Below are 18,725 nucleotides of genomic sequence, written 5' to 3' on the forward strand. Positions count from 1 at the left end.
GCTACCGTTTCACGATGAAATATAAGCTCATTATAATTGTGAAACTTATAAATGCTTATATTTCAAAAAAAGATAATCCCTATTAACAAACTTGGTATTATCAATTTAGCAGATCATATTAGTCCAAGTCAATGCTAAATTGGCCTTTTGTTTGTGGAGTTCAATGGATTGCTGGAAATATAGTCTGCACTGCGTGAAAGGCTTGGCTTACGATCGCTGTTCCCTTTGATTTCTTCGATTCCGATGTCTCAAAAGGATTCCTCCGAAAATAGCTCCTTCGAGTTATTGCCAATTTTGATGTCTGGACTATAGGCTGGGAGCCATTTTGCCCCTAGTCTGGCTGCTCTCCCAACCCGGGACCGAATCCGAAGCAGCCGATTCCTGATATTCTACTGTAGGAGGAAAAAAACATTCGATTTCATCCAAATATCGTGAAACAAAGGAGAGTAAATAATGAAAGTCGTTCTGAGAATTATCGTTTGCTTGTGCTTGTTAGTTGTACCTGTAGGAGTTGCCGGTGCTGCCGGCTATGTGTATACAATGAATGATGTCATGTCGCTTTACGATAAAAATACTCCTTCTCTGCAAAATGTTCAGGCTCTCCCTTACGATTCGGGCAAGCCTACAGTAGCCGTTCTTCTCGCTGCGGAAGTTACCGAGGTTTTTGATTTCCTAGTGCCCTATGAAATGTTCGCGATGACGGAAGCCTATAACGTGTACGGAGTTGCACCCGACCGTGGTATCAAGTCATTAACAGGGGGCCTTGATGTTATGCCGCATTATTCATTCGAAGAAATGGACCATTTGCTGAATGGGAGTCCGGATATCATTGTCATTCCATTCATGCCCATGTTGGACGAAAATAAATATGCCCCCGTTCGCGAATGGATAAAAAAGCATGCAAGCGACCAAACGATCTTGCTATCCATCTGCAATGGAGCGGAGAACTTGGCTGACACCGGCTTGCTGAGTGGCAAATCTGCTACGACACATTGGGGTGATATTGGCAGGCTGATTAAGACGTATCCCGATATTGACTGGAAGAAGGATCAGCGCTTTGTCCCTGTCGATCATATCGTGTCCTCAGCAGGTCTTACATCCGGTATCGATGCAACGTTGTATGTGATCTCGCAGCAATTGGGAGAGCCTGCAGCCGCAAAGGTAGCTGCCGAAATGAATTATCCATCCTACGCTTATGTGCAAAATCCGGAAATGGATCCTTTCTCAACAGGACTTAGTGATTTAACATATGTAGTTAACAATGCTTATCAGTGGAATAAAGTTAAAGCGGGCGTCCTATTATACAAAGGTGTTGATGAATTGGCATTGTCAGCTGCATTCGACACTTATTCGGCATCCGGGACGACGAAGACGATAACGGTATCCAGCTTTAATGAACCAATCATTTCCAAACATCATTTGACTCTGGTTGCCAGAAACGCAATAAATCGTGCGCCGAAGCTGGATAAAATGATCGTTGTCGGATCGGAAGCCCAAACTGAAGCGGAGCAGGACATCGAACGCTGGAGCTCCGGCAACAAGGACACGCCACTACTCATGCTGCATGAAGGCAAAGCTGAACAGTTTGCTATGGAGTCCGCCTTTGAAGACTTAGCAAAGCAAGAAGATGTGCGTACAGCCCAATTCGCCGCCAAACGTCTGGAATACCGCGCGACCGAGCATCTAAACCTGCAAGGGGCTTCCTTTTCGTTTGAGGCATTCGCCGTCCCTGCCTTCATTATGCTTCTTTCCTTGCTGGCAGCTTATTATATAGACAGACGATTTTTTGCAAAGAAAACAAGACAGCAGAAATAAGCCCACCCTATTGAAATAAATCTCATTAGCATGATTGTTACAAAGCTTTGTGCCTTCGTTATATACTTCATTAAGCGCTAAAAATTTCGGCTTTGAACCGCTTCAGATAACGGCAAAAACGCCTTATTCATTATCCCCATCAGATGGGTTTATGAATAAGGCGCTTTTTTCAAAAATTTGAAAGCAAGGCGATTTTGTTTTATTCGCCCTCAATATAATAGACGCTATCGCCTGCTTCTATCTCGGCTTGGCCCTGCGTCAAATCCGTCATCCACGCGATAAAAGCTTCCGCCTCCGGCTCCACCGGCAAACAGCTGACGATGACGCGGTCGGTAAACTCCGTGCCGCCTACGCGTATGCCACGGCCGTGCAGCTCGTTCTCCAGCTTGCCATACCAAGTATAGTCAACGGAAACCCGCACCTCGCGGTGCAGGACGTTGACGATCTCATCGGCTGCTTCGATTCCGGCAACTGCGCCGTCCGTGTAAGCACGGACGAGTCCACCAGCGCCTAGCATCGTCCCGCCAAAATAGCGGGTGACGACGACGGCGATATTTTTGAGACCTTTGTGCTTAATGACCTCCAAAATCGGCTTGCCCGCCGTGCCGCTAGGCTCGCCGTCGTCAGACTGCTTCTGGAATTGGTCGCGCTCCCCCACCATATAGGCGGAGCAGTTATGCGTCGCGGTTTTGTGCAGCCGCTTGATTTCGTCAATAAACTGCACCGCTTCTTCCTCGGTCTCTACCGGCTTTGCATAGCCAATAAATCGCGAGCGCTTGATGACAATTTCGGCGTGGGCCTGCTGCCTAACCGTTCGGTAACGTTCAAGCTTCATCAGGAATGCTGCCTGAAACGACGCCTACAGGCGCGCTTCCAGCTCCGCTTTCTCCTTCTCGTAGCCCGGTTTGCCCAGCAGCGCGAACATGTTTTTCTTGTATGCTTCTACGCCCGGTTGGTCAAACGGATTTACGCCGAGCAGGTAGCCGCTGATGCCGCAAGCCTTCTCAAAGAAATAAACGAGGTAGCCGAAGGTGTATGGCGAGAAATCCGCAATGTTGACGATAAAGTTAGGAACTTGTCCGTCAGTATGCGCAAGCAGCGTGCCTTCAAATGCTTTTTTGTTGACGAAATCCATCGTTTTGCCCGTCAGGAAGTTCAGGCCGTCCAGATCCGCATCGTCATGGCCGATCGAAATATGCTCGGACACTTCTTTCACTTGAATAACGGTTTCGAAAATGTTCCGGTTGCCCTCTTGGATGAACTGGCCCATCGAGTGAAGGTCTGTCGAGAAATCAACAGAGGAAGGGTAAATCCCTTTGTAGTCTTTACCTTCGCTCTCGCCAAACAGCTGCTTCCACCACTCCGATACGAAGTGAAGCGAAGGCTCGTAGTTCACGAGAATTTCAGTTGTTTTGCCTTTGCGATACAGCGAGTTGCGGGCAGCCGCGTATTGGTAGGCTTCATTTTCAGCCAGATTCGGGTTGCTGTATTCTTTGGCAGCATCAGCCGCACCTTTCATGATTGCATCAATATCAACGCCAGCTGCTGCGATTGGCAGCAAGCCTACAGCTGTCAATACGGAATAACGGCCGCCAACGTCATCAGGAATGATGAACGACTCGTAGCCTTCTTCGGATGCGAGCTTCTTGAGCGCGCCTTGCTGTTTGTCCGTCGTTGCATAAATACGCTTGCGGGCAGCTTCCTTGCCGTATTTTTTCTCCAGCAGTTCACGGAACAGACGGAAAGCGATCGCTGGCTCAGTCGTTGTGCCGGATTTGGAAATAACGTTGATTGACCAGTCGCGGCCTTCAAGCAGCTGCGTCAAATGCGTCACGTAAGTGGAGCTGATGTTGTTGCCGGCAAAAAGCACTTGCGGCGTCTTGCGCTGCTCATGCGGCAGCAGGTTATAGAAGGAATGCGACAGCATTTCGATCGCTGCACGCGCGCCCAGGTAAGAACCGCCGATGCCGATGACGATCAGCACTTCGGAGTCCGATTTGATTTTTTCAGCCGCTTGCTTAATGCGGGCGAATTCTGCTTTGTCATAATTTTCAGGAAGGTCAATCCAGCCCAGGTAGTCAGAGCCTGTACCCGTGCCGTTATGTAGTTGGTCATGCGCAAGGCGAACTTGCTGCGTCAAGTTGTCGATCTCATTTTGCCCAATAAAAGTTAGTGCTTTGCTGTAATCGAAATGTACCGTTTTACTCATAAACAAATAAGCCTCCTTAGGAATATAAACAGCATCTCAGCCGTTTTCAAAATATTGTACGACTAACGGCGAGGCTCAAGCTCCCCCACTGATAATCAACATCATATATAGCGTCAAAATCTACAATATCGGATTTAAACTATAAAAACAAGCTTATAACAATGAAATCTTGGTGAAGAAACCGTATAATGAAAGGAAAACGCTAGCCATGGGAGGAACCTTTTGATGAAAACAGCAGCATTTATCGGACTTGGTGTAATGGGTATGGGAATGGCGGCGAACCTGCTGCGCAAAGGCTACAGTGTCACCGTGTACAACCGTACACCCGGAAAAGCGGCAGCGCTTATCGAGCTTGGCGCCACAGAAGCCTTGACTCCAGCTGAAGCAGCCGCTGGCAATGACGTTGTCATTACGATGATCAGCAATGATCAAGCAGTGCGGGACGTTTATTATGGTGAAAATGGGATTTTCAGCGCCGTCCGTTCCGGAACTGTACTTATCGACAGCAGCACTATCTCGCCAAGCCTGGCGCGCGAGCTAGCGGCAACCGCCGAGCAGAAAGGCGCCTCGTTCCTCGATGCTCCGGTTACAGGCAGCAAGCCGGCAGCCGATGCGGGAACGCTTGTATTTATGATTGGCGGCAGCAAGGCGGTGCTCGACGCCAATGACGACATTTTGCTGGCAATGGGCGGCAAGCTCATCTATATGGGATTAAACGGCAGCGGCTCCATCGCCAAGCTGGCGCACAATACAATTGTCGGCATCAACGTTGTGGCCCTGACAGAAGGCATGGCGATTGCCGCAAGCGGCGGGCTCGACAGCAATGCGTTTCTAGAGCTGGTGCAGGCCGGCAGCGCATCGAGCAAATCCGCTGAGCTGAAAGGCCCTAAGCTGATCAATGCCAACTACGATGTGCAATTTTCACTGGAGCTGATGCTCAAGGATCTCAAGCTGTCCTCCGTGCTGTCAGACAGCCTGCGTGTGCCTACCCCGCTGCTTGAGTCGGCGAAGAGCATGTTCCAGGTCGGCGAGTCGATGGGGCTGAGCGAGCTGGATATGTGCGCCGTAGCGCAAGCTTACGAGCAGTATATCGGGCGCAAGCTCGGCGGTGGCAGCCTGTAGGCCTCTTGCGTGCCAGGCTTGCCTTATATATTCCTTTGATTATAAAACCGGGTACGGCTTGTCCTTCTAAAGAGACATGCCGTACCCGGTTTTATTTTTGCAAGGCGAAGCGGTCATTCGCTCCTCCTTAATAATATGGCGATATCATCAAATACACGACAACACCCGTAAAGCTGACGTAGAGCCAGATGGGCATCGTCCATCTCGCGATTTTGCGGTGGCGCTCCACCTGCATCGAGAGGCCTCTGGCTACAGATATGAGCGCCAGCGGCACAACGACGATTGCCAGTAAAATATGCGTGATCAGCACGAAGAAATAAATGTTTTTCAACGCCCCTTCACCGCCGTATTTCGTCGATTCCGTCAGGTAGTGGTAGGTCACATAGGACACCAGAAACAAGGTCGTCGAGACGAACGCCGCTCCAATAAAACGGCGATGCAGCTTGATGTTCTTTTTGATTATCGCAACTAATGCGACGACCAGAGCAATAAACGTAAAGCAGTTAAAAATCGCATTGAGCAGCGGCAGCAGCTTCACATTAAAGCCAAGCTCCCCGTCATAGGCCGGCAGAAAAAACAGCACCGTCACAAGCCCTACGATTACAACGGTCAAAATCGCAATCAGCGGCGTATAGTTTTTGTCCGGCAGCAGTTTAAGCGACTGCTCCTGTTCCCTTTTATTCATCGCTTCTTCCTCCTACAAATATGCTTCATCTTCAAGGTGAAACGGCTATCGCTGTCCTCTGGCGGCGTAGCGCGTTTCAGTCCGCGAAATATAGAGAAAGTATGAAAAATCATATCCTTTCCTATATTTCAAGGTGAAACGGCTATCGCCGTCCTCTGGCGGCGTAGCGCGCTTCAGTCCGAGAAATATAGAGAAAGGATGAAAAATCATATACTTTCCTATATTTCAAGGTGAAACGGCTACCGCCGTCCTCTGGCGGCGTGGCGCGTTTCAGTCCGAGAAATATAGAGAAAGTATGGTGAAACCATATACTTTCCTATATTTCAAGGTGAAACGGCTATCGCCGTCCTCTGGCGGCGTAGCGCGCTTCAGTCCGAGAAATATAGAGAAAGTATGGTGAAATCATATACTTTCCTATATTTCAAGCGGAAAACAACAGCTTCCTTTCCGATTATGCCATGCCAAAGGAAGATTTTTCAGACGTTTATGTCACAAAAAATCGAATTCTGGGCATGAATTAGAAAAGTTGACACATATGAAGCTCGATCCGGGGACAATGCTGCTTATACCGAATGAAGCTCCCGATAATCCTGCGGGGTCAAGCCGTACACCTTCTTGAATACTTTGATAAAATAAGGCGCATTCTGGTAGCCGACTTTACTGCCGATTTCATAGATTTTCAGCTTTGAGTTGCGGAGCCAATAGGCTGATTTCTCCATGCGAATCCGCTGAATATAATCGCTCAAGCTTTCATCGGTTGCCGCCTTATACACTTGAGAGAGATACACGGGATGCAAAAAAACATGCTCTGCGATCATCGTCAGGGAAATCGTATGTGCAAGCTGCTCGTCAATGAATCGCTGCACCTTCTTAATGAGCCTGGATTGACTGCCCAGTGCCTCAGTCTCAAGCGCGCTGCGCATGTTTTCCGCCAATCGCATCAGCTTATCCCGCAGCTGCCGCTGCTGTCTTAAAGACTCGAATGTCATCATATGCTGTTCCTCTATTTCCAAAAAGTCAAACAAGCCATACCCGCTTTTATGCGCAATAAAGCTAAGTGTGCCTGTAACGGCACAATAAACCTCCAATGAATGCTCCGCAGAGCCATCAAACTCGGTCTCAAGCTCATCGAAAATCAAGCCCAGCTTCTCCATAAAGGAATCCCATCTCCCCGACTCCAGCAGATCTGGCAGCAGCGGCGGCTCATACAAATGCTTGAATGTACGGACCGGCGCCAGCACACGCTGCTCGCCGAGCGAGAGAAACAATCCCCTGCCAGCGCCAATATGCTTGAGATAAGCCGTCAGCGCCAGATGATAGGAGGATGACAAATGCTCGGGAAACGGCCCCCAAGCACTAATGACAATCGAGATTGACCCCTTCAAATATCGCTGCACCTGCTCCTGTAAATATAGGCAGCGACGCATAAGCTCCTGCTCCGCCATTGCGCCAGCGATGCTGCTGCTTCCATCCAAAGCCTGCACCACTACGGCCAAATAGTCACGTGAATCGCTGCACATCCATATTTGATAAAAATCGCTGAGCACCTCCTCGGCAATATTGCCGACCGCATATTCGAGCAAAGCCCGATCATTGTGCCCATATTGGAAAAAAGGCTCCTCCAAACGGATTAGCAGCAAACTGGCAGCATGCTCCAGCGAGAAAGGAAGCGCGAGCTTCTGGAGCCTCTTTTCTAAAGCAGCTGGTGTGATCGCCCGATTTTCGAGCAAATCAATCAGCAAATTCCGCTGCAGCAGCGGCAAATTTTCCCGTAATGCCCGCTGTGTGTTATCACGCGAAATGGCTGCTTCCTTTTCCTTCTGTACAGCCAGCAGCACCTTCTTAACTGCGCTAATCAAATCCTCGTCATTGACCGGCTTGAGCAAATAATTAGAGGCGCCGCTAGTCAGCGCTTGCTTTGCATATTCAAATTCGGCATAGCCTGTCAGCAAAATGACAGCGGTCGAGCCTGACGATTTGCGCACGCGCTCCATCAGTTCTAAGCCGGAAATGCCCGGCATCCGTATATCCGTAATCATCAGATCAATGGAGCATTTGCGCATAATGGCCAGCGCATCCGAAGCTGAAAAAGCTTTATGAATCTCAATGTCGGCCATACCGTATTCAAGCAGCGTTGCCGCAACCCCTTCAACTACGGAACGCTCATCATCAACGATCAAAAGCTGGTACATGGCCGAATCTCCTTTTTTCTCCCGACATACTTACAGCGTCCTGTGCAGCCTTCATTCGCTCACTCATACACTCCCGCTCGCTCTCACTCGCGTTCGCTTGGAAGGGCACTCCACCGTATCGTTGCGCGATGGCCCCCTTCAGCGGACTGCTCCAGCGTGAGGCCCGACGTTCCGCCGTATTTATGAACAAGCCGCTGATGGACGTTGCGCAGGCCGCAGCTCTCGTCCAGCACCGCATTAGAGCTGATTTTCTGCCGCAGCAGCCGCAGCTCCTGCTCACTGAGACCCACACCATCATCTTCACATACGATTTCATATCCCTGCTCGCCGATTAAGCCAAATACCCTAATCATGCCAGCCCCTTCTCTCGGCTCTATGCCATGAATAATGGCATTCTCAATAATCGGCTGCAAGATTAGCCTCGGCAAATTGAGCTCCAGCATCGCATCCGGAATTTTTATTTGAAAATGGATGCGGTCCATTCTCATATTTTGAATCGACAAATAGTTGTGGATCAGCTTGATTTCCTCGCGCAGCGTCGTTTCCTGCTGATCTACATGCGTCGTGTAGCGGTAATAGTCGCCAAGCTTGACCGCCATCGCCATTACCGCGTCCCGCTCGCCAATGCGCGTCATATTTTTAATGAAAAATAAACAATTGTATAGGAAATGCGGATTAATTTGCGATTGCAGCTGCTTCAGCGTAGCTTCTCTGGCATGCAGCTTCTCGGCATAGATGCTGTTGATTAAATGCTGGATTTGCTCGCTCATCAAATTGAACTGTTCAAATAAATAACCGAATTCATCATGCTTGCGGCTGCCAACACGTACGGAATAATCGCCCCTGCGCAGTCGCTTGGCGGCCAAATACAGCTCCCGGATCGGAACCTGCACATTACGATAAAGCAAAAATGCGGATAACACGCTAATAAGCAAGATTAAACTCAGCGATAGCCAAAACCAATTTCGGCTAGAGGTTATCGGGGTTAGAATGTTCTCCAGCGGCATGTATTCGATTAAATACCAGCCTGTAGCCTCCGACTTGGCATAAAGAATCATATACTGTTCGTTTTGCAGCGAGGCTAGAAAAGTCCCTTGCTTGACATCCTCCTTATTTTTCTCAAACAGAGGCAGCAGTTCATTAATTCGCTTCATGTCCGCTGTACGCGCAACGATGGGCGCTTCATTTTCATGATATAAAAAAGGGTCGCCAGGGCTGTCCGCCTTAAACCGGGTCAGCATATCCGTAATATCTCTCGTATCGACCCGAATCTCGCCTACCAGATCAGCTTGCTCCAAATCCTCATAAACGAACAGCGGCTCCACAATTCGATAAACGAAAGCGTTCGGTATTCGGCTATTATCCTCTGCGGAATAAGTCCAGATGAAGGGCTTGAGCCCGCCTCTGTGCACCATATTGACGAATTTTTGCTTGTAGGAAATCGAGTTATGCGTACTGACTACTTCTCCAGAAAGGGGCGCAAATAACGTATAAGCACGCTCCAGGATGCCTGCCTTCCCTTTAATCTCCAAATCCTCCTGCACGCTCAGCTTTGCCTCAAACAGCTCGGAATCCGTGCTGGAGGGGGTCAGCGATATAAAGGTCCGTACTAGCGGCTCAATTCCTAAATTATTGACGGAGATCATATATTGATCGAATTCAGCATCTATCTGCTGTACAAAAAAAGAAAGCTTGTCCCCGCTGTTTTGCCTGATCTGCTCTTCTACAACATGAATGCTTATTTGGTTCGAGTAGGAATACAAACCGACAATAGGGATGAGCAGCAGCCCCATAATGGCTAATATTTTTTTGAAAATATTTGATTTCTCCATTACGGAGCCTTCCTCCCTGAGCAAGAAAAGCGCCCTATTCCCCTCCTTAAGGGAACGGACGCTTCTGTTGTTTGCCTGATGTTAGATTGTTGGATGACTTATTTTTGAACAGCGGCATACCATTCATTAACCTCTTCGGTAATGGTGTCCCCAGCAGAAGCCTTCCACTGTGTGACGAACGTGTCAAAGGAATCAATCGGACTGCCGCCATAAATGATTTTATTAAACGTTTCCTTCTCGCTTTTGTTCAGGAAATCCCAACGCTTCTTGTAGGTTTTGGTCGGAGAGCCAATGTACAGATTAGGCATCGCATATTCCCGCTGGCTGTAGTTGACAGCACCCGCGGTAATGTTTTTATCCAGCCCTCTGGACTGCTTCTGCTCGAACGCTGTAACCGGCTCCTTGCCGCTTGCCAAATCGTTCATCGTCTCCATAACCAGAGAAGGGATGCGGGCCCCATCAAACAGCAGGGTATACTTTTCAACATTCATAAGCGGCTTGTCTGCCGGAAACTTAGCTTCATCCCAGACTGGCTGCCCATCCTGAAGCATAAAATCATAGCCTTCTTTAAAGCCGTATTCAAACGGACTTCCCGGCTGCGGATTGCCCTGCTGTTCATATAACAGATTGGCATACATAAAAAAAGCTTCCGGATGCTTGAAGTCCTTATTAATTAAAATAACGCCATTGCCCGTACCCGATTTGCTGCGGCCAATTTTCCCATCCGGTCCAGCAGGCAGCGGATATGCGCTGTAGTCGGCATTTTTATCCACCTCTTTAACCGCTGGCAGCGGCCAGCCTCCTGCCCAATACGGAGCAGCAACGATTCCCGCCTTGCCTGATGAAAATAATTCAGCCGCCTTGCCCTCATCGTGCAATCCCGCTTCCTTGTGGATGTAGCCCTTCTCCATCCACTCCTTCAGCTTCGCAAGCACCGTCTTCACTTCGGGCGCAATCGAGCCGTAGGCAAGCTTGCCTGTCGCGGCGTCCAAATTCCACTGCCCCGGCATCGCACCGTAAGCTCCGAACAGGAAATCCGCATCAGCGAGTCCCCATGTGTTCATGCCATTTTTCAAGCCAACAGCCAGCCCTACGGTGTCCTTCTTGCCATTGCCGTCTGGATCGGCATTCGTGAACTGCTCCATCATTTTTTCCATCTCTTCGATCGTTTGCGGCGCCTTCAAATTAAGCTTTTTCATCCAATCATCCCTGATCCATAAAACGGTATCATTATTGTTGGAGTAATCGAGAATCGGAATTGCGTACCGTTTGCCATCACGAACATAAGGATACCAGACTGTTTCGTCTTCCACCATCGCTGATTTGTAGGCATCGCCCGCATACTTGTCAAACAGGTCGCCAACGTCAGCGAACTTGCCGGAATCAATTAAGGCGTCAATAACATCCTGGGAGCCCCGGTATTGAATAATATCTGGAAGATCCTCGTTTGCGGACAAAATCAAGCGGATTTTCGTATCAATCGCACTGCTGTCAGCCGTCCATAAATAATTGAGATCGATATTGAACGTATCCTTGGCCCACTGGACATGAGGATTATTGTTGATGTCCTCCCCGGCGCGAAACTTCACATCAGTGGTCATCTGGCGAACGATATTGATTTTAAGCGGCTCCTCGTATTTGCCCGCTTTCATCGCTTCAGCTGCGGCTTCCACAGCTTGCGGCTGCGATGCGTTATTTGACGCTTCCTCATTTACTGCCGATGAGCAGGCGGTCAAAGCAGTCATACCCAGCATTAAAGCGCTCAATAAGGCGGTCGTTTTTCTCCAGCTTTTATTCATCATAGATACTCCCCCTATTTAATGGCTCTATTCCTTCACGGAACCGAGCACAATCCCTTTAACGAAAAATTTTTGCAGAAACGGATATACGATAATAATGGGCAGCGTAGCAATAAAAATTTGCGCCGTTTTCACCGTCCGGTTCGACAGCTCCTTCATTTCATCCGCATTGACACTCATGCTGCTTAAGTCCCGCTGGACTACAATCGTCTGCAAAAGCGTAGACATAGGATACTTTTCGGCATGAGTCATGTAAATAAGTCCATCAAACCAAGCATTCCAATGACCGACCATTGTAAAGAGGCCAATCGTTGCCAGTGATGGGAGCGATATCGGCAAATAAATTTGCCATAATGCGCGAAAGTGGCCCGCTCCATCGATAAACGCCGCTTCCTCCAGCGCTTTCGGCACCGATGTGCGGAAAAAATTCATCAATAAAATCGTATTATAAACGCTAACGGCTCCCGGAAGCACAAGTGCCCATACCGTATTGAGCAGCCCCAGCTTTTGTACGACGATATAACCGGGAATCAATCCGCCGCTAAACAGCATTGTAAATACGAAAAACCAGGCATATATATTTCTGCCCCTGAATTCAGAGCTCTCTTTAGACAAGGCGTAGCCAATCAGAATCGACAAGGAGAGCGCAATCGCTGTGCCAAGCACCGTTCGGATGATTGAATTTCCAAAAGAGCCGATAAAAAAAACATTCGTCAATGTAGACTTATAAGCATCTAGGGAAAAACCGATCGGCCACAGTTTTACCAAATTGGCATCGGCTGCCGCCGCGGTACTGAACGATACCGCAAGCACATGAAGGAGCGGGGCTATACACATGAAGGACAACAGGGCTAGAAAAGCAACGTTGAATGTAGAGAAAACACGATACGAAATTGAACGATGAAACATGCCGCTCCCCCCTTAAAAAATACGATAATTGGCCAGCTTGTAGGCAAGCCTGTATGAAATAATAATCAAAATAAAACTCACTAGCGATTTGAACACGCCTACCGCTGTGCCGAAGCCAAAATCGCCGCCTAGCAAGCCTACTCTGTAAACATAGGTGTCGATAATATCTCCTTTTTCATAAACAAGCGGGTTGTATAGATTAAAAATCTGATCGAAGCCGGCATTCAAAATGTTGCCGAGCGATAAGATCCCAACCACAATCGTAATGGGCAAAATAGAAGGGATCGTTATTGAAAGGGTCTGACGCCAGCGATTCGCTCCATCTATAAGCGCCGCTTCATAATATTCGGGATTAACACCCGCAAGCGCCGCTAGAAAGATAATGGTCGAGAAACCGAAATCCTTCCATACATCGCTGACAATAACCGTAAATCTAAACCAATTCCCATCTCCAAGGAAAAAAATCGGCTCGATCCCAAACACCGCAAGCAGCTGATTGACAAGCCCGCCATCTGTAGAGAGCATATCGAGCAAAATGCCCCCAAGAATGACCCAGGATAAAAAGTGGGGCAAATAGACGAGCGTTTGCACAAACCGTTTAAACAGCATTTTACGCACTTCATTGAGCAGCAGCGCAAAAATGAATGGAACAATGAGATGCGCTACAATTTTGATGCCCGCGATCAGCAGCGTATTCCATATCACTTGCCTTGCATCCGGATATTCAAACATCAGCTTGAAATTTTCCATGCCGATCCATTCGGAATCCAAAAATCCAAGCTGGGGCTTATATTCCTGAAAGGCCATAACGAGTCCGAGCATCGGCAAATAGGAAAAGATCAGAACAAGGACAATTCCCGGAATGAGCATGACGTGCAACGGCCAAACAAGCTTGAAATTCCACCTCCGCATCGCTCTTTGTTTCAATAGCTTCCCCTCCATTTAACCTTCTTCTTGTTTATTGTTAGCGGTTACAGAAGCTATTGTAGCTTTCTGGAGCAGCGCGGAGATATAACAATGTTTTAGGATTCATGTTGCATAGTTAAGGAAACGTCCAGTGAGGATAATAATGAGGAGCAAGATGGAATGAAAAGGATGGAAGAGGATGAATGAACGGTGATGAATGAAAAGGAACGGTGATGGACAACCATGAACGACGACGATGAATGTCCATGAAAGACGATAAATGACCTTGAACGACTATAAATGACTATAAAGAAAAATGTACGACGAAAAGGGCTGCTCCGCATATGCGAAGCAGCCCTTTCCTTGATTTGTGATTCTTATTCGTAAATGTACGAGCAGCAGTAGTCCGCTACCGTCGCAACTTGAAGCTTGAATTTCGTGTTGGCAGGCACAGTGAACTCGCCTTTGCCTTGAATGTGCAGCCACTCCGTCTCGCCTGGAAGCAGCACTTTCAAATCACCAGCAAGAATTTCCATAATTTCTACGCAGTCCGTACCGAACTCGTAGTCGCCTGGCAGCATAATGCCGAGCGTTTTTTTCGTTCCGTCCGCAAACAATACAGCGCGGCTTGTTACTTTACCATCAAAATAAACGTTAGCTTCTTTGACGACCGTTACATTTTCAAATTGAGACATGGCGGGTATAATCTCCTTCTATTTCGAAAATTAAAGTACGGATTTCACTTTGCTTACAACGTTCTCAACCGTGAAGCCATATTCAGCAATGACGCGGTCGCCAGGAGCCGAAGCGCCGAAACGGTCGATACCGATAATCGTGCCTTGATCGCCAACATAACGCTCCCAGCCGAATGGGGAAGCCATTTCGATAGCAACGCGAGCTTTAACTTCAGGAAGCAATACAGAATCTCTGTAAGCTTTGTCCTGCTTCTCGAACAGATCCCAGCTCGGAAGGCTGACAACGCGAACTTGAATGCCTTCTTCTGCAAGAGCTTTCTGAGCAGCAACAGCCAGTTGAACCTCGGAGCCTGTAGCAATGATTTGCGCTTGCGGCTTGCCGTCTTTTGCATCGGATACAACGTATCCGCCGCGACGAATGCCATCGCGAGCGTTATCTACAGAACCTTCAAGAATCGGCAGGTTTTGGCGAGTCAGAACAAGAGCTACTGGATTGCTTGTATTCTCCAGCGCATAAGCCCATGCTGCGGAAGTTTCGTTGCCGTCAGCTGGACGGATAACCGTCAGGTCAGGAATGATGCGGATCGAAGCAAGCTGCTCGATTGGCTCATGTGTAGGACCGTCTTCGCCGACAGCAATACTGTCATGCGTAAGTACGTATACAACAGGAAGCTTCATCAGCGCTGCTAGACGAATAGCTGGACGCAAGTAGTCGGTAAATACGAAGAACGTACCGCCAAATACTTTCAGACCTGTATGAAGGGCAATACCGTTCATTGCAGCTGCCATACCAAACTCACGAACGCCGAAATAAATATTGCGGCCATCGTAGCTGCCTGGCTTGAACACTGGCAAACCTTTCAAGTGAGTCATCGTCGAGCTTTCAAGGTCAGCGGAGCCGCCAACAAGGCTAGGAACATTTTTCGCTAGGCCGTTTAGTGCATTACCGGAAGCTACGCGAGTCGATACAGGCTTGTCTTCTGTTGTGTAAACCGGAAGGTCTGCATCCCAGCCAGCTGGCAATGAACCGGAAGTTGCGATTTCGAATTGAGCAGCAAGCTCAGGATTCGCTTTTTTGTATTCAGCAAACAAAGCATCCCATTTCGCATTGGACTCTTCGCCTTGCTTCTTCACTTCTGCGAAGTGTGCGCGAACTTCGTCTGGTACGAAAAATTGATTGTCTTCTTCCCATCCGTAGAACTGCTTAGTCAGCTTCGTTTCTTCAGCACCCAGCGGCGATCCATGAGGACCTGCATGTCCACCTTTGCCGCCTTTGTTCGGGCTGCCGTAACCGATAACCGTCTTCACTTCGATCAAAGTCGGTGTAGCATGGTCTGTTTGCGCTTCTGCAACCGCTTTGGACAAAGCTTCCAGATCGTTGCCGTCTTCTACGCGCAGCACTTGCCAGCCGTAACCTTCAAAACGCTTCTGAACGCTCTCCGAGAAGGACAGGCTCAGCTCGCCATCAAGGGAAATATCATTCGAATCATATAGGACAACCAGTTTGCCCAGCTGCATGTGACCAGCCATGGAAGCCGCTTCATGCGAAATACCTTCCATCAAATCGCCGTCGCCACAAATGGCATAAGTATAATGGTCGATTACGTTAAAGCCTTCTTTATTGTAAGTAGCGGCAAGCTGTGCTTCTGCAAGCGCCATGCCAACACCCATAGCCACGCCTTGTCCAAGTGGACCAGTCGTTGCGTCAACGCCAGCTGTGTGGCCAAACTCAGGGTGACCCGGAGTCAGGGAGCCCCATTGACGGAAGTTTTTCAGTTCCTCAATTGGAAGATCGTAGCCGGACAGGTGCAGCAGGCTGTAAAGCAGCATGGAGCCATGCCCTGCGGAAAGTACGAAACGGTCGCGGTTTACCCAAGTCGGGTTAGCCGGATTGTGAACCATGTTTTTAGCGAAAAGCTGATAACCCATTGGAGCTGCACCCATAGGCATGCCTGGGTGTCCAGATTTTGCTTTCTCAATCGCATCGATCGCAAGCGTACGGATCGTATCAATCGAAAGCTGGTCAACTGATTTTTGAGTAACTGTCATTAGCTTGTTTCCTCCTAAAAATCCATTCTGGTCTTCTTGTTTTAAGTGTTTCTCTCTCTTTAGAAGCATGGCAAGGTGAAACGGCTTTCGCCGTCCTTTGGCGGCGCGGCGCGTTTCATTCCGAGGAATATAGAGAAAGGATGAGAAAATCATATCCTTTCCTATATTTCAAGGTGAAACGGCTTTGCCCGCCCTCTGGCGGCAAAGCTTCCGTTTCGAGGGTGCAATATAAGCCCATTTATAAGTGTGAAACTTATAAATTCTTATATTTTGAAAAAGAACTTTCCTGCGGAAAGCCTGCATTTTTCAACATGCTTATAGGTGGTGCGCAATTGAACACAATGGCTTTGAACATTGTAACACCCGCCAGAGCAGTTTGCCTATTAAAAAATATTGATAAATAACCGCGAAAAACCTAATTAAATACGACAGTCTTATTATGATGAACGATAATCCGGTCCTCAATATGCCATTTAACTGCACGGGCAAGAACGACACGCTCAATCGTGCGTCCAATCCGCTTCAAGTCGTCCACATTGTCCCTGTGGCTAACCCGCTGCACATCCTGCTCGATAATCGGACCGCCATCCAGCTCCTCTGTTACATAATGCGCCGTAGCGCCGATAATTTTCACGCCGCGCTGGTAAGCTTGCGCATACGGCTTGCCGCCAACGAAAGCAGGCAAAAAGGAATGATGGATATTAATAATGCGATTCGGAAATTGCTCGATAAATTTCGGCGAAATAATTTGCATGTAACGGGCAAGCACAATAATGTCTGCTTTATCCGCAACGACCTCCATCTGCTTGCGCTCCGCTTCGGCTTTCGTATCCGCAGTGACTGGGATGTGATGGTAAGGAATGCCGAAGCCTTCAACCATTTCGCGCATATCCGGATGATTGCTGACAACCATGGCAATATCGGCGTCAAGATCGCCGGCTTTCCACTGCCACAGCAGCTCCATTAGGCAATGATCTTCTTTGGAAACGAAAATCGCCAGGCGCTTTTTGCGGCTTGCACGGAAAGTATGCCATTTCATATCGAAACGGTCGGCAACGCGGGCAAAATCCTCTACTAATACGGGCAGCTCCTTGTCGAGGTCAGCCAAATCGAACTCAAAGCGGATAAAAAACATTCCGCCCTCCGGGTTCATTGTGTACTGGTCGGACTGCACAATATTCGCTCCATGCTCATATAGAAAATGGGAAACGGCTGCCACGATGCCGGAACGGTCTGGGCAGGAAATGAGCATGCGAGCCCGTCCGCTCTTGGAGGACGGCTGCTGCGATATAGATGGTGATGACATGTATTTCAAACTTCCTTCCTTCAACTATTATCTTCATTTTATTCATCATTTATAAATCTTTATATTTAGAGCACAGCTTTGCCTGCAAACCATGCTGTAATCCGTTGATTAATTTGCTCTTCCGTCAGTGCTGACGACAATACGCTGCCTTCAATAATGAGGTCGTAAATCCGCTCCATTGGCTCGCGCGGATCAGCTTTTCTTGCTTTGGCATCCGCCTTGAGCAGTTCCCATGTCGATAGCACGAATGCACGGTCAATGCCTTGCGGAGCAAAAAACTGCTGGAGCTTCGCAACATCCTCCAGGAAGCTGTCGCCAAACCGCTGCTGGACTTCGCCGCGAAGCAAGGCGATTTCTATTTCATACATCGGACGCTCCGTTTTTGCATCCTTGCCAATCCATGGCGTCTCCAATACGAATGGGCGCCCTTTAAGTGCCTCATGATGGACAATGGATTGAATGGCATCATAGCCCAAATATCCCGAGCCTATCGGCGTATGGCGGTCCTTAGCCGCTCCACGCGGATTTTTGCTGTCATTCACGTGGACTACTGCAACTCGGTTAAGCCCTACCAGCTTGTCAAACTTGTCCAGCACGCCGTCCAAATCATCAACAAGATCGTAGCCCGCATCATGCATATGGCAAGTATCCATACAAATGGTCAAGCGATTGTTGCTTTGTACCTTATCAATAATCGCTGCCAGCTCTTCAAAGCTGCGGCCGATTTCCGTGCCTTTGCCGGCCATCGTCTCAAGCGCAATATTGACATTCGTTTCCTTCGTACCTTCCAGAACCTCATTCAGCCCTTCGGCGATACGGCCAATGCCATATTCAGCATCCTTATCGGTATAAGCGCCTGGGTGCAGCACGATGTTTTGCACACCAATGGCAGCAGTACGGCGGATTTCCTCCTGCAAAAATTCAACAGCCAGATTATAAGTGCTGTCCTTGTAGGAGCCGAGATTGACGATATACGGTGCATGAACAACGATCTCATCAATACCTGCTGTTTGCATCAAAGCTTTGCCTTCTTCAATATATAACGTGTCAATCGGCTTTCTTCGCGTATTCTGCGGTGCGCCGGTATAAATCATGAATGTGCTGGAGCCATAAGAAATGGCCTCCGTTGCTGCGGTCTGCAGCCCTTTGTCCGAAAATGAAACATGGGAACCGATTTTCAACATCGTTATATAACGCCCCTTTCGG

General features: G+C 48.5%; 14 protein-coding genes. 2 read left to right on the top strand and 12 right to left on the bottom strand.

Annotated elements, in window-relative coordinates; translation table 11 throughout:
* The first annotated feature begins 453 nt into the window (after positions 1-453).
* Positions 454-1,815 carry a DJ-1/PfpI family protein gene (locus AC50Y5_RS19470; RefSeq protein WP_494863057.1) on the top strand — a complete coding sequence of 454 codons (1,362 nt, stop codon included), beginning with the start codon at positions 454-456 and terminating at the stop codon, positions 1,813-1,815.
* 199 nt (positions 1,816-2,014) lie between these two features.
* Here AC50Y5_RS19470 and AC50Y5_RS19475 read toward each other — a convergent pair whose 3' ends face one another.
* Both AC50Y5_RS19475 and AC50Y5_RS19480 read right to left on the bottom strand, forming a co-directional pair.
* Positions 2,015-2,650: a YigZ family protein gene (locus AC50Y5_RS19475; protein WP_494863059.1), complete on the bottom strand. Its 636-nt coding sequence runs from the start codon at positions 2,648-2,650 to the stop codon at positions 2,015-2,017.
* Between the two features lie 24 nt (positions 2,651-2,674).
* A complete protein-coding gene (locus tag AC50Y5_RS19480; protein WP_056041363.1) occupies positions 2,675-4,024 on the bottom strand; it encodes a glucose-6-phosphate isomerase in 1,350 nt (449 codons plus the stop codon).
* A gap of 225 nt (positions 4,025-4,249) precedes the next feature.
* On the opposite strand from AC50Y5_RS19480, the gene AC50Y5_RS19485 reads away from it, so the two are divergent.
* Positions 4,250-5,146 carry an NAD(P)-dependent oxidoreductase gene (locus AC50Y5_RS19485; protein ID WP_056041361.1) on the top strand — a complete coding sequence of 299 codons (897 nt, stop codon included), beginning with the start codon at positions 4,250-4,252 and terminating at the stop codon, positions 5,144-5,146.
* Positions 5,147-5,273: 127 nt separating this feature from the next.
* Here AC50Y5_RS19485 and AC50Y5_RS19490 read toward each other — a convergent pair whose 3' ends face one another.
* From AC50Y5_RS19490 to AC50Y5_RS19535, 10 genes are all read right to left on the bottom strand, one after another.
* A complete protein-coding gene (locus tag AC50Y5_RS19490) occupies positions 5,274-5,831 on the bottom strand; it encodes a DUF420 domain-containing protein (protein ID WP_056041359.1) in 558 nt (185 codons plus the stop codon).
* A 563-nt stretch (positions 5,832-6,394) separates the two neighbouring features.
* Positions 6,395-8,023 (bottom strand): response regulator, encoded by a 1,629-nt coding sequence (locus AC50Y5_RS19495; RefSeq protein WP_494863061.1) that lies wholly within the window; start codon positions 8,021-8,023, stop codon positions 6,395-6,397.
* Between the two features lie 83 nt (positions 8,024-8,106).
* On the bottom strand, positions 8,107-9,855 hold the full coding sequence (locus tag AC50Y5_RS19500) for a sensor histidine kinase (protein WP_494863066.1): 1,749 nt from the start codon (positions 9,853-9,855) through the stop codon (positions 8,107-8,109).
* Positions 9,856-9,953: 98 nt separating this feature from the next.
* Positions 9,954-11,657: an extracellular solute-binding protein gene (locus AC50Y5_RS19505; RefSeq protein ID WP_494863071.1), complete on the bottom strand. Its 1,704-nt coding sequence runs from the start codon at positions 11,655-11,657 to the stop codon at positions 9,954-9,956.
* A 24-nt stretch (positions 11,658-11,681) separates the two neighbouring features.
* Positions 11,682-12,563, bottom strand: coding sequence for a carbohydrate ABC transporter permease (locus AC50Y5_RS19510; protein WP_056041352.1), 882 nt, complete (start codon positions 12,561-12,563; stop codon positions 11,682-11,684).
* Between the two features lie 12 nt (positions 12,564-12,575).
* Positions 12,576-13,505 carry an ABC transporter permease gene (locus AC50Y5_RS19515; RefSeq protein WP_494863074.1) on the bottom strand — a complete coding sequence of 310 codons (930 nt, stop codon included), beginning with the start codon at positions 13,503-13,505 and terminating at the stop codon, positions 12,576-12,578.
* A 341-nt stretch (positions 13,506-13,846) separates the two neighbouring features.
* Complete coding sequence (gene ppnP, locus AC50Y5_RS19520; protein ID WP_046233271.1) at positions 13,847-14,164, bottom strand: pyrimidine/purine nucleoside phosphorylase; 318 nt, start codon at positions 14,162-14,164, stop codon at positions 13,847-13,849.
* Between the two features lie 30 nt (positions 14,165-14,194).
* The gene (gene tkt / locus AC50Y5_RS19525; protein WP_494863076.1) at positions 14,195-16,213 is read right to left on the bottom strand and encodes a transketolase; all 2,019 of its coding nucleotides are present in this window, start codon (positions 16,211-16,213) and stop codon (positions 14,195-14,197) included.
* Between the two features lie 415 nt (positions 16,214-16,628).
* Entirely contained in the window at positions 16,629-17,519 is an 891-nt protein-coding gene (purU, locus tag AC50Y5_RS19530; protein WP_494863078.1) for a formyltetrahydrofolate deformylase, read from the bottom strand.
* Between the two features lie 65 nt (positions 17,520-17,584).
* Complete coding sequence (locus tag AC50Y5_RS19535; protein WP_494863080.1) at positions 17,585-18,703, bottom strand: deoxyribonuclease IV; 1,119 nt, start codon at positions 18,701-18,703, stop codon at positions 17,585-17,587.
* Positions 18,704-18,725 lie beyond the last annotated feature (22 nt).

The sequence above is a fragment of the Paenibacillus sp. JT22N7 genome, from assembly GCF_059383875.1.

What these genes read in the sequence shown, in the direction of transcription:
- AC50Y5_RS19470 (WP_494863057.1), top strand. Translation starts at nt 454, where the DNA reads ATGAAAGTCGTTCTGAGAATTATCGTTTGCTTGTGCTTGTTAGTTGTA.
- AC50Y5_RS19475 (WP_494863059.1), bottom strand. Translation starts at nt 2,650, where the DNA reads ATGAAGCTTGAACGTTACCGAACGGTTAGGCAGCAGGCCCACGCCGAA.
- AC50Y5_RS19480 (WP_056041363.1), bottom strand. Translation starts at nt 4,024, where the DNA reads ATGAGTAAAACGGTACATTTCGATTACAGCAAAGCACTAACTTTTATT.
- AC50Y5_RS19485 (WP_056041361.1), top strand. Translation starts at nt 4,250, where the DNA reads ATGAAAACAGCAGCATTTATCGGACTTGGTGTAATGGGTATGGGAATG.
- AC50Y5_RS19490 (WP_056041359.1), bottom strand. Translation starts at nt 5,831, where the DNA reads ATGAATAAAAGGGAACAGGAGCAGTCGCTTAAACTGCTGCCGGACAAA.
- AC50Y5_RS19495 (WP_494863061.1), bottom strand. Translation starts at nt 8,023, where the DNA reads ATGTACCAGCTTTTGATCGTTGATGATGAGCGTTCCGTAGTTGAAGGG.
- AC50Y5_RS19500 (WP_494863066.1), bottom strand. Translation starts at nt 9,855, where the DNA reads ATGGAGAAATCAAATATTTTCAAAAAAATATTAGCCATTATGGGGCTG.
- AC50Y5_RS19505 (WP_494863071.1), bottom strand. Translation starts at nt 11,657, where the DNA reads ATGATGAATAAAAGCTGGAGAAAAACGACCGCCTTATTGAGCGCTTTA.
- AC50Y5_RS19510 (WP_056041352.1), bottom strand. Translation starts at nt 12,563, where the DNA reads ATGTTTCATCGTTCAATTTCGTATCGTGTTTTCTCTACATTCAACGTT.
- AC50Y5_RS19515 (WP_494863074.1), bottom strand. Translation starts at nt 13,505, where the DNA reads ATGGAGGGGAAGCTATTGAAACAAAGAGCGATGCGGAGGTGGAATTTC.
- ppnP (WP_046233271.1), bottom strand. Translation starts at nt 14,164, where the DNA reads ATGTCTCAATTTGAAAATGTAACGGTCGTCAAAGAAGCTAACGTTTAT.
- tkt (WP_494863076.1), bottom strand. Translation starts at nt 16,213, where the DNA reads ATGACAGTTACTCAAAAATCAGTTGACCAGCTTTCGATTGATACGATC.
- purU (WP_494863078.1), bottom strand. Translation starts at nt 17,519, where the DNA reads ATGTCATCACCATCTATATCGCAGCAGCCGTCCTCCAAGAGCGGACGG.
- AC50Y5_RS19535 (WP_494863080.1), bottom strand. Translation starts at nt 18,703, where the DNA reads ATGTTGAAAATCGGTTCCCATGTTTCATTTTCGGACAAAGGGCTGCAG.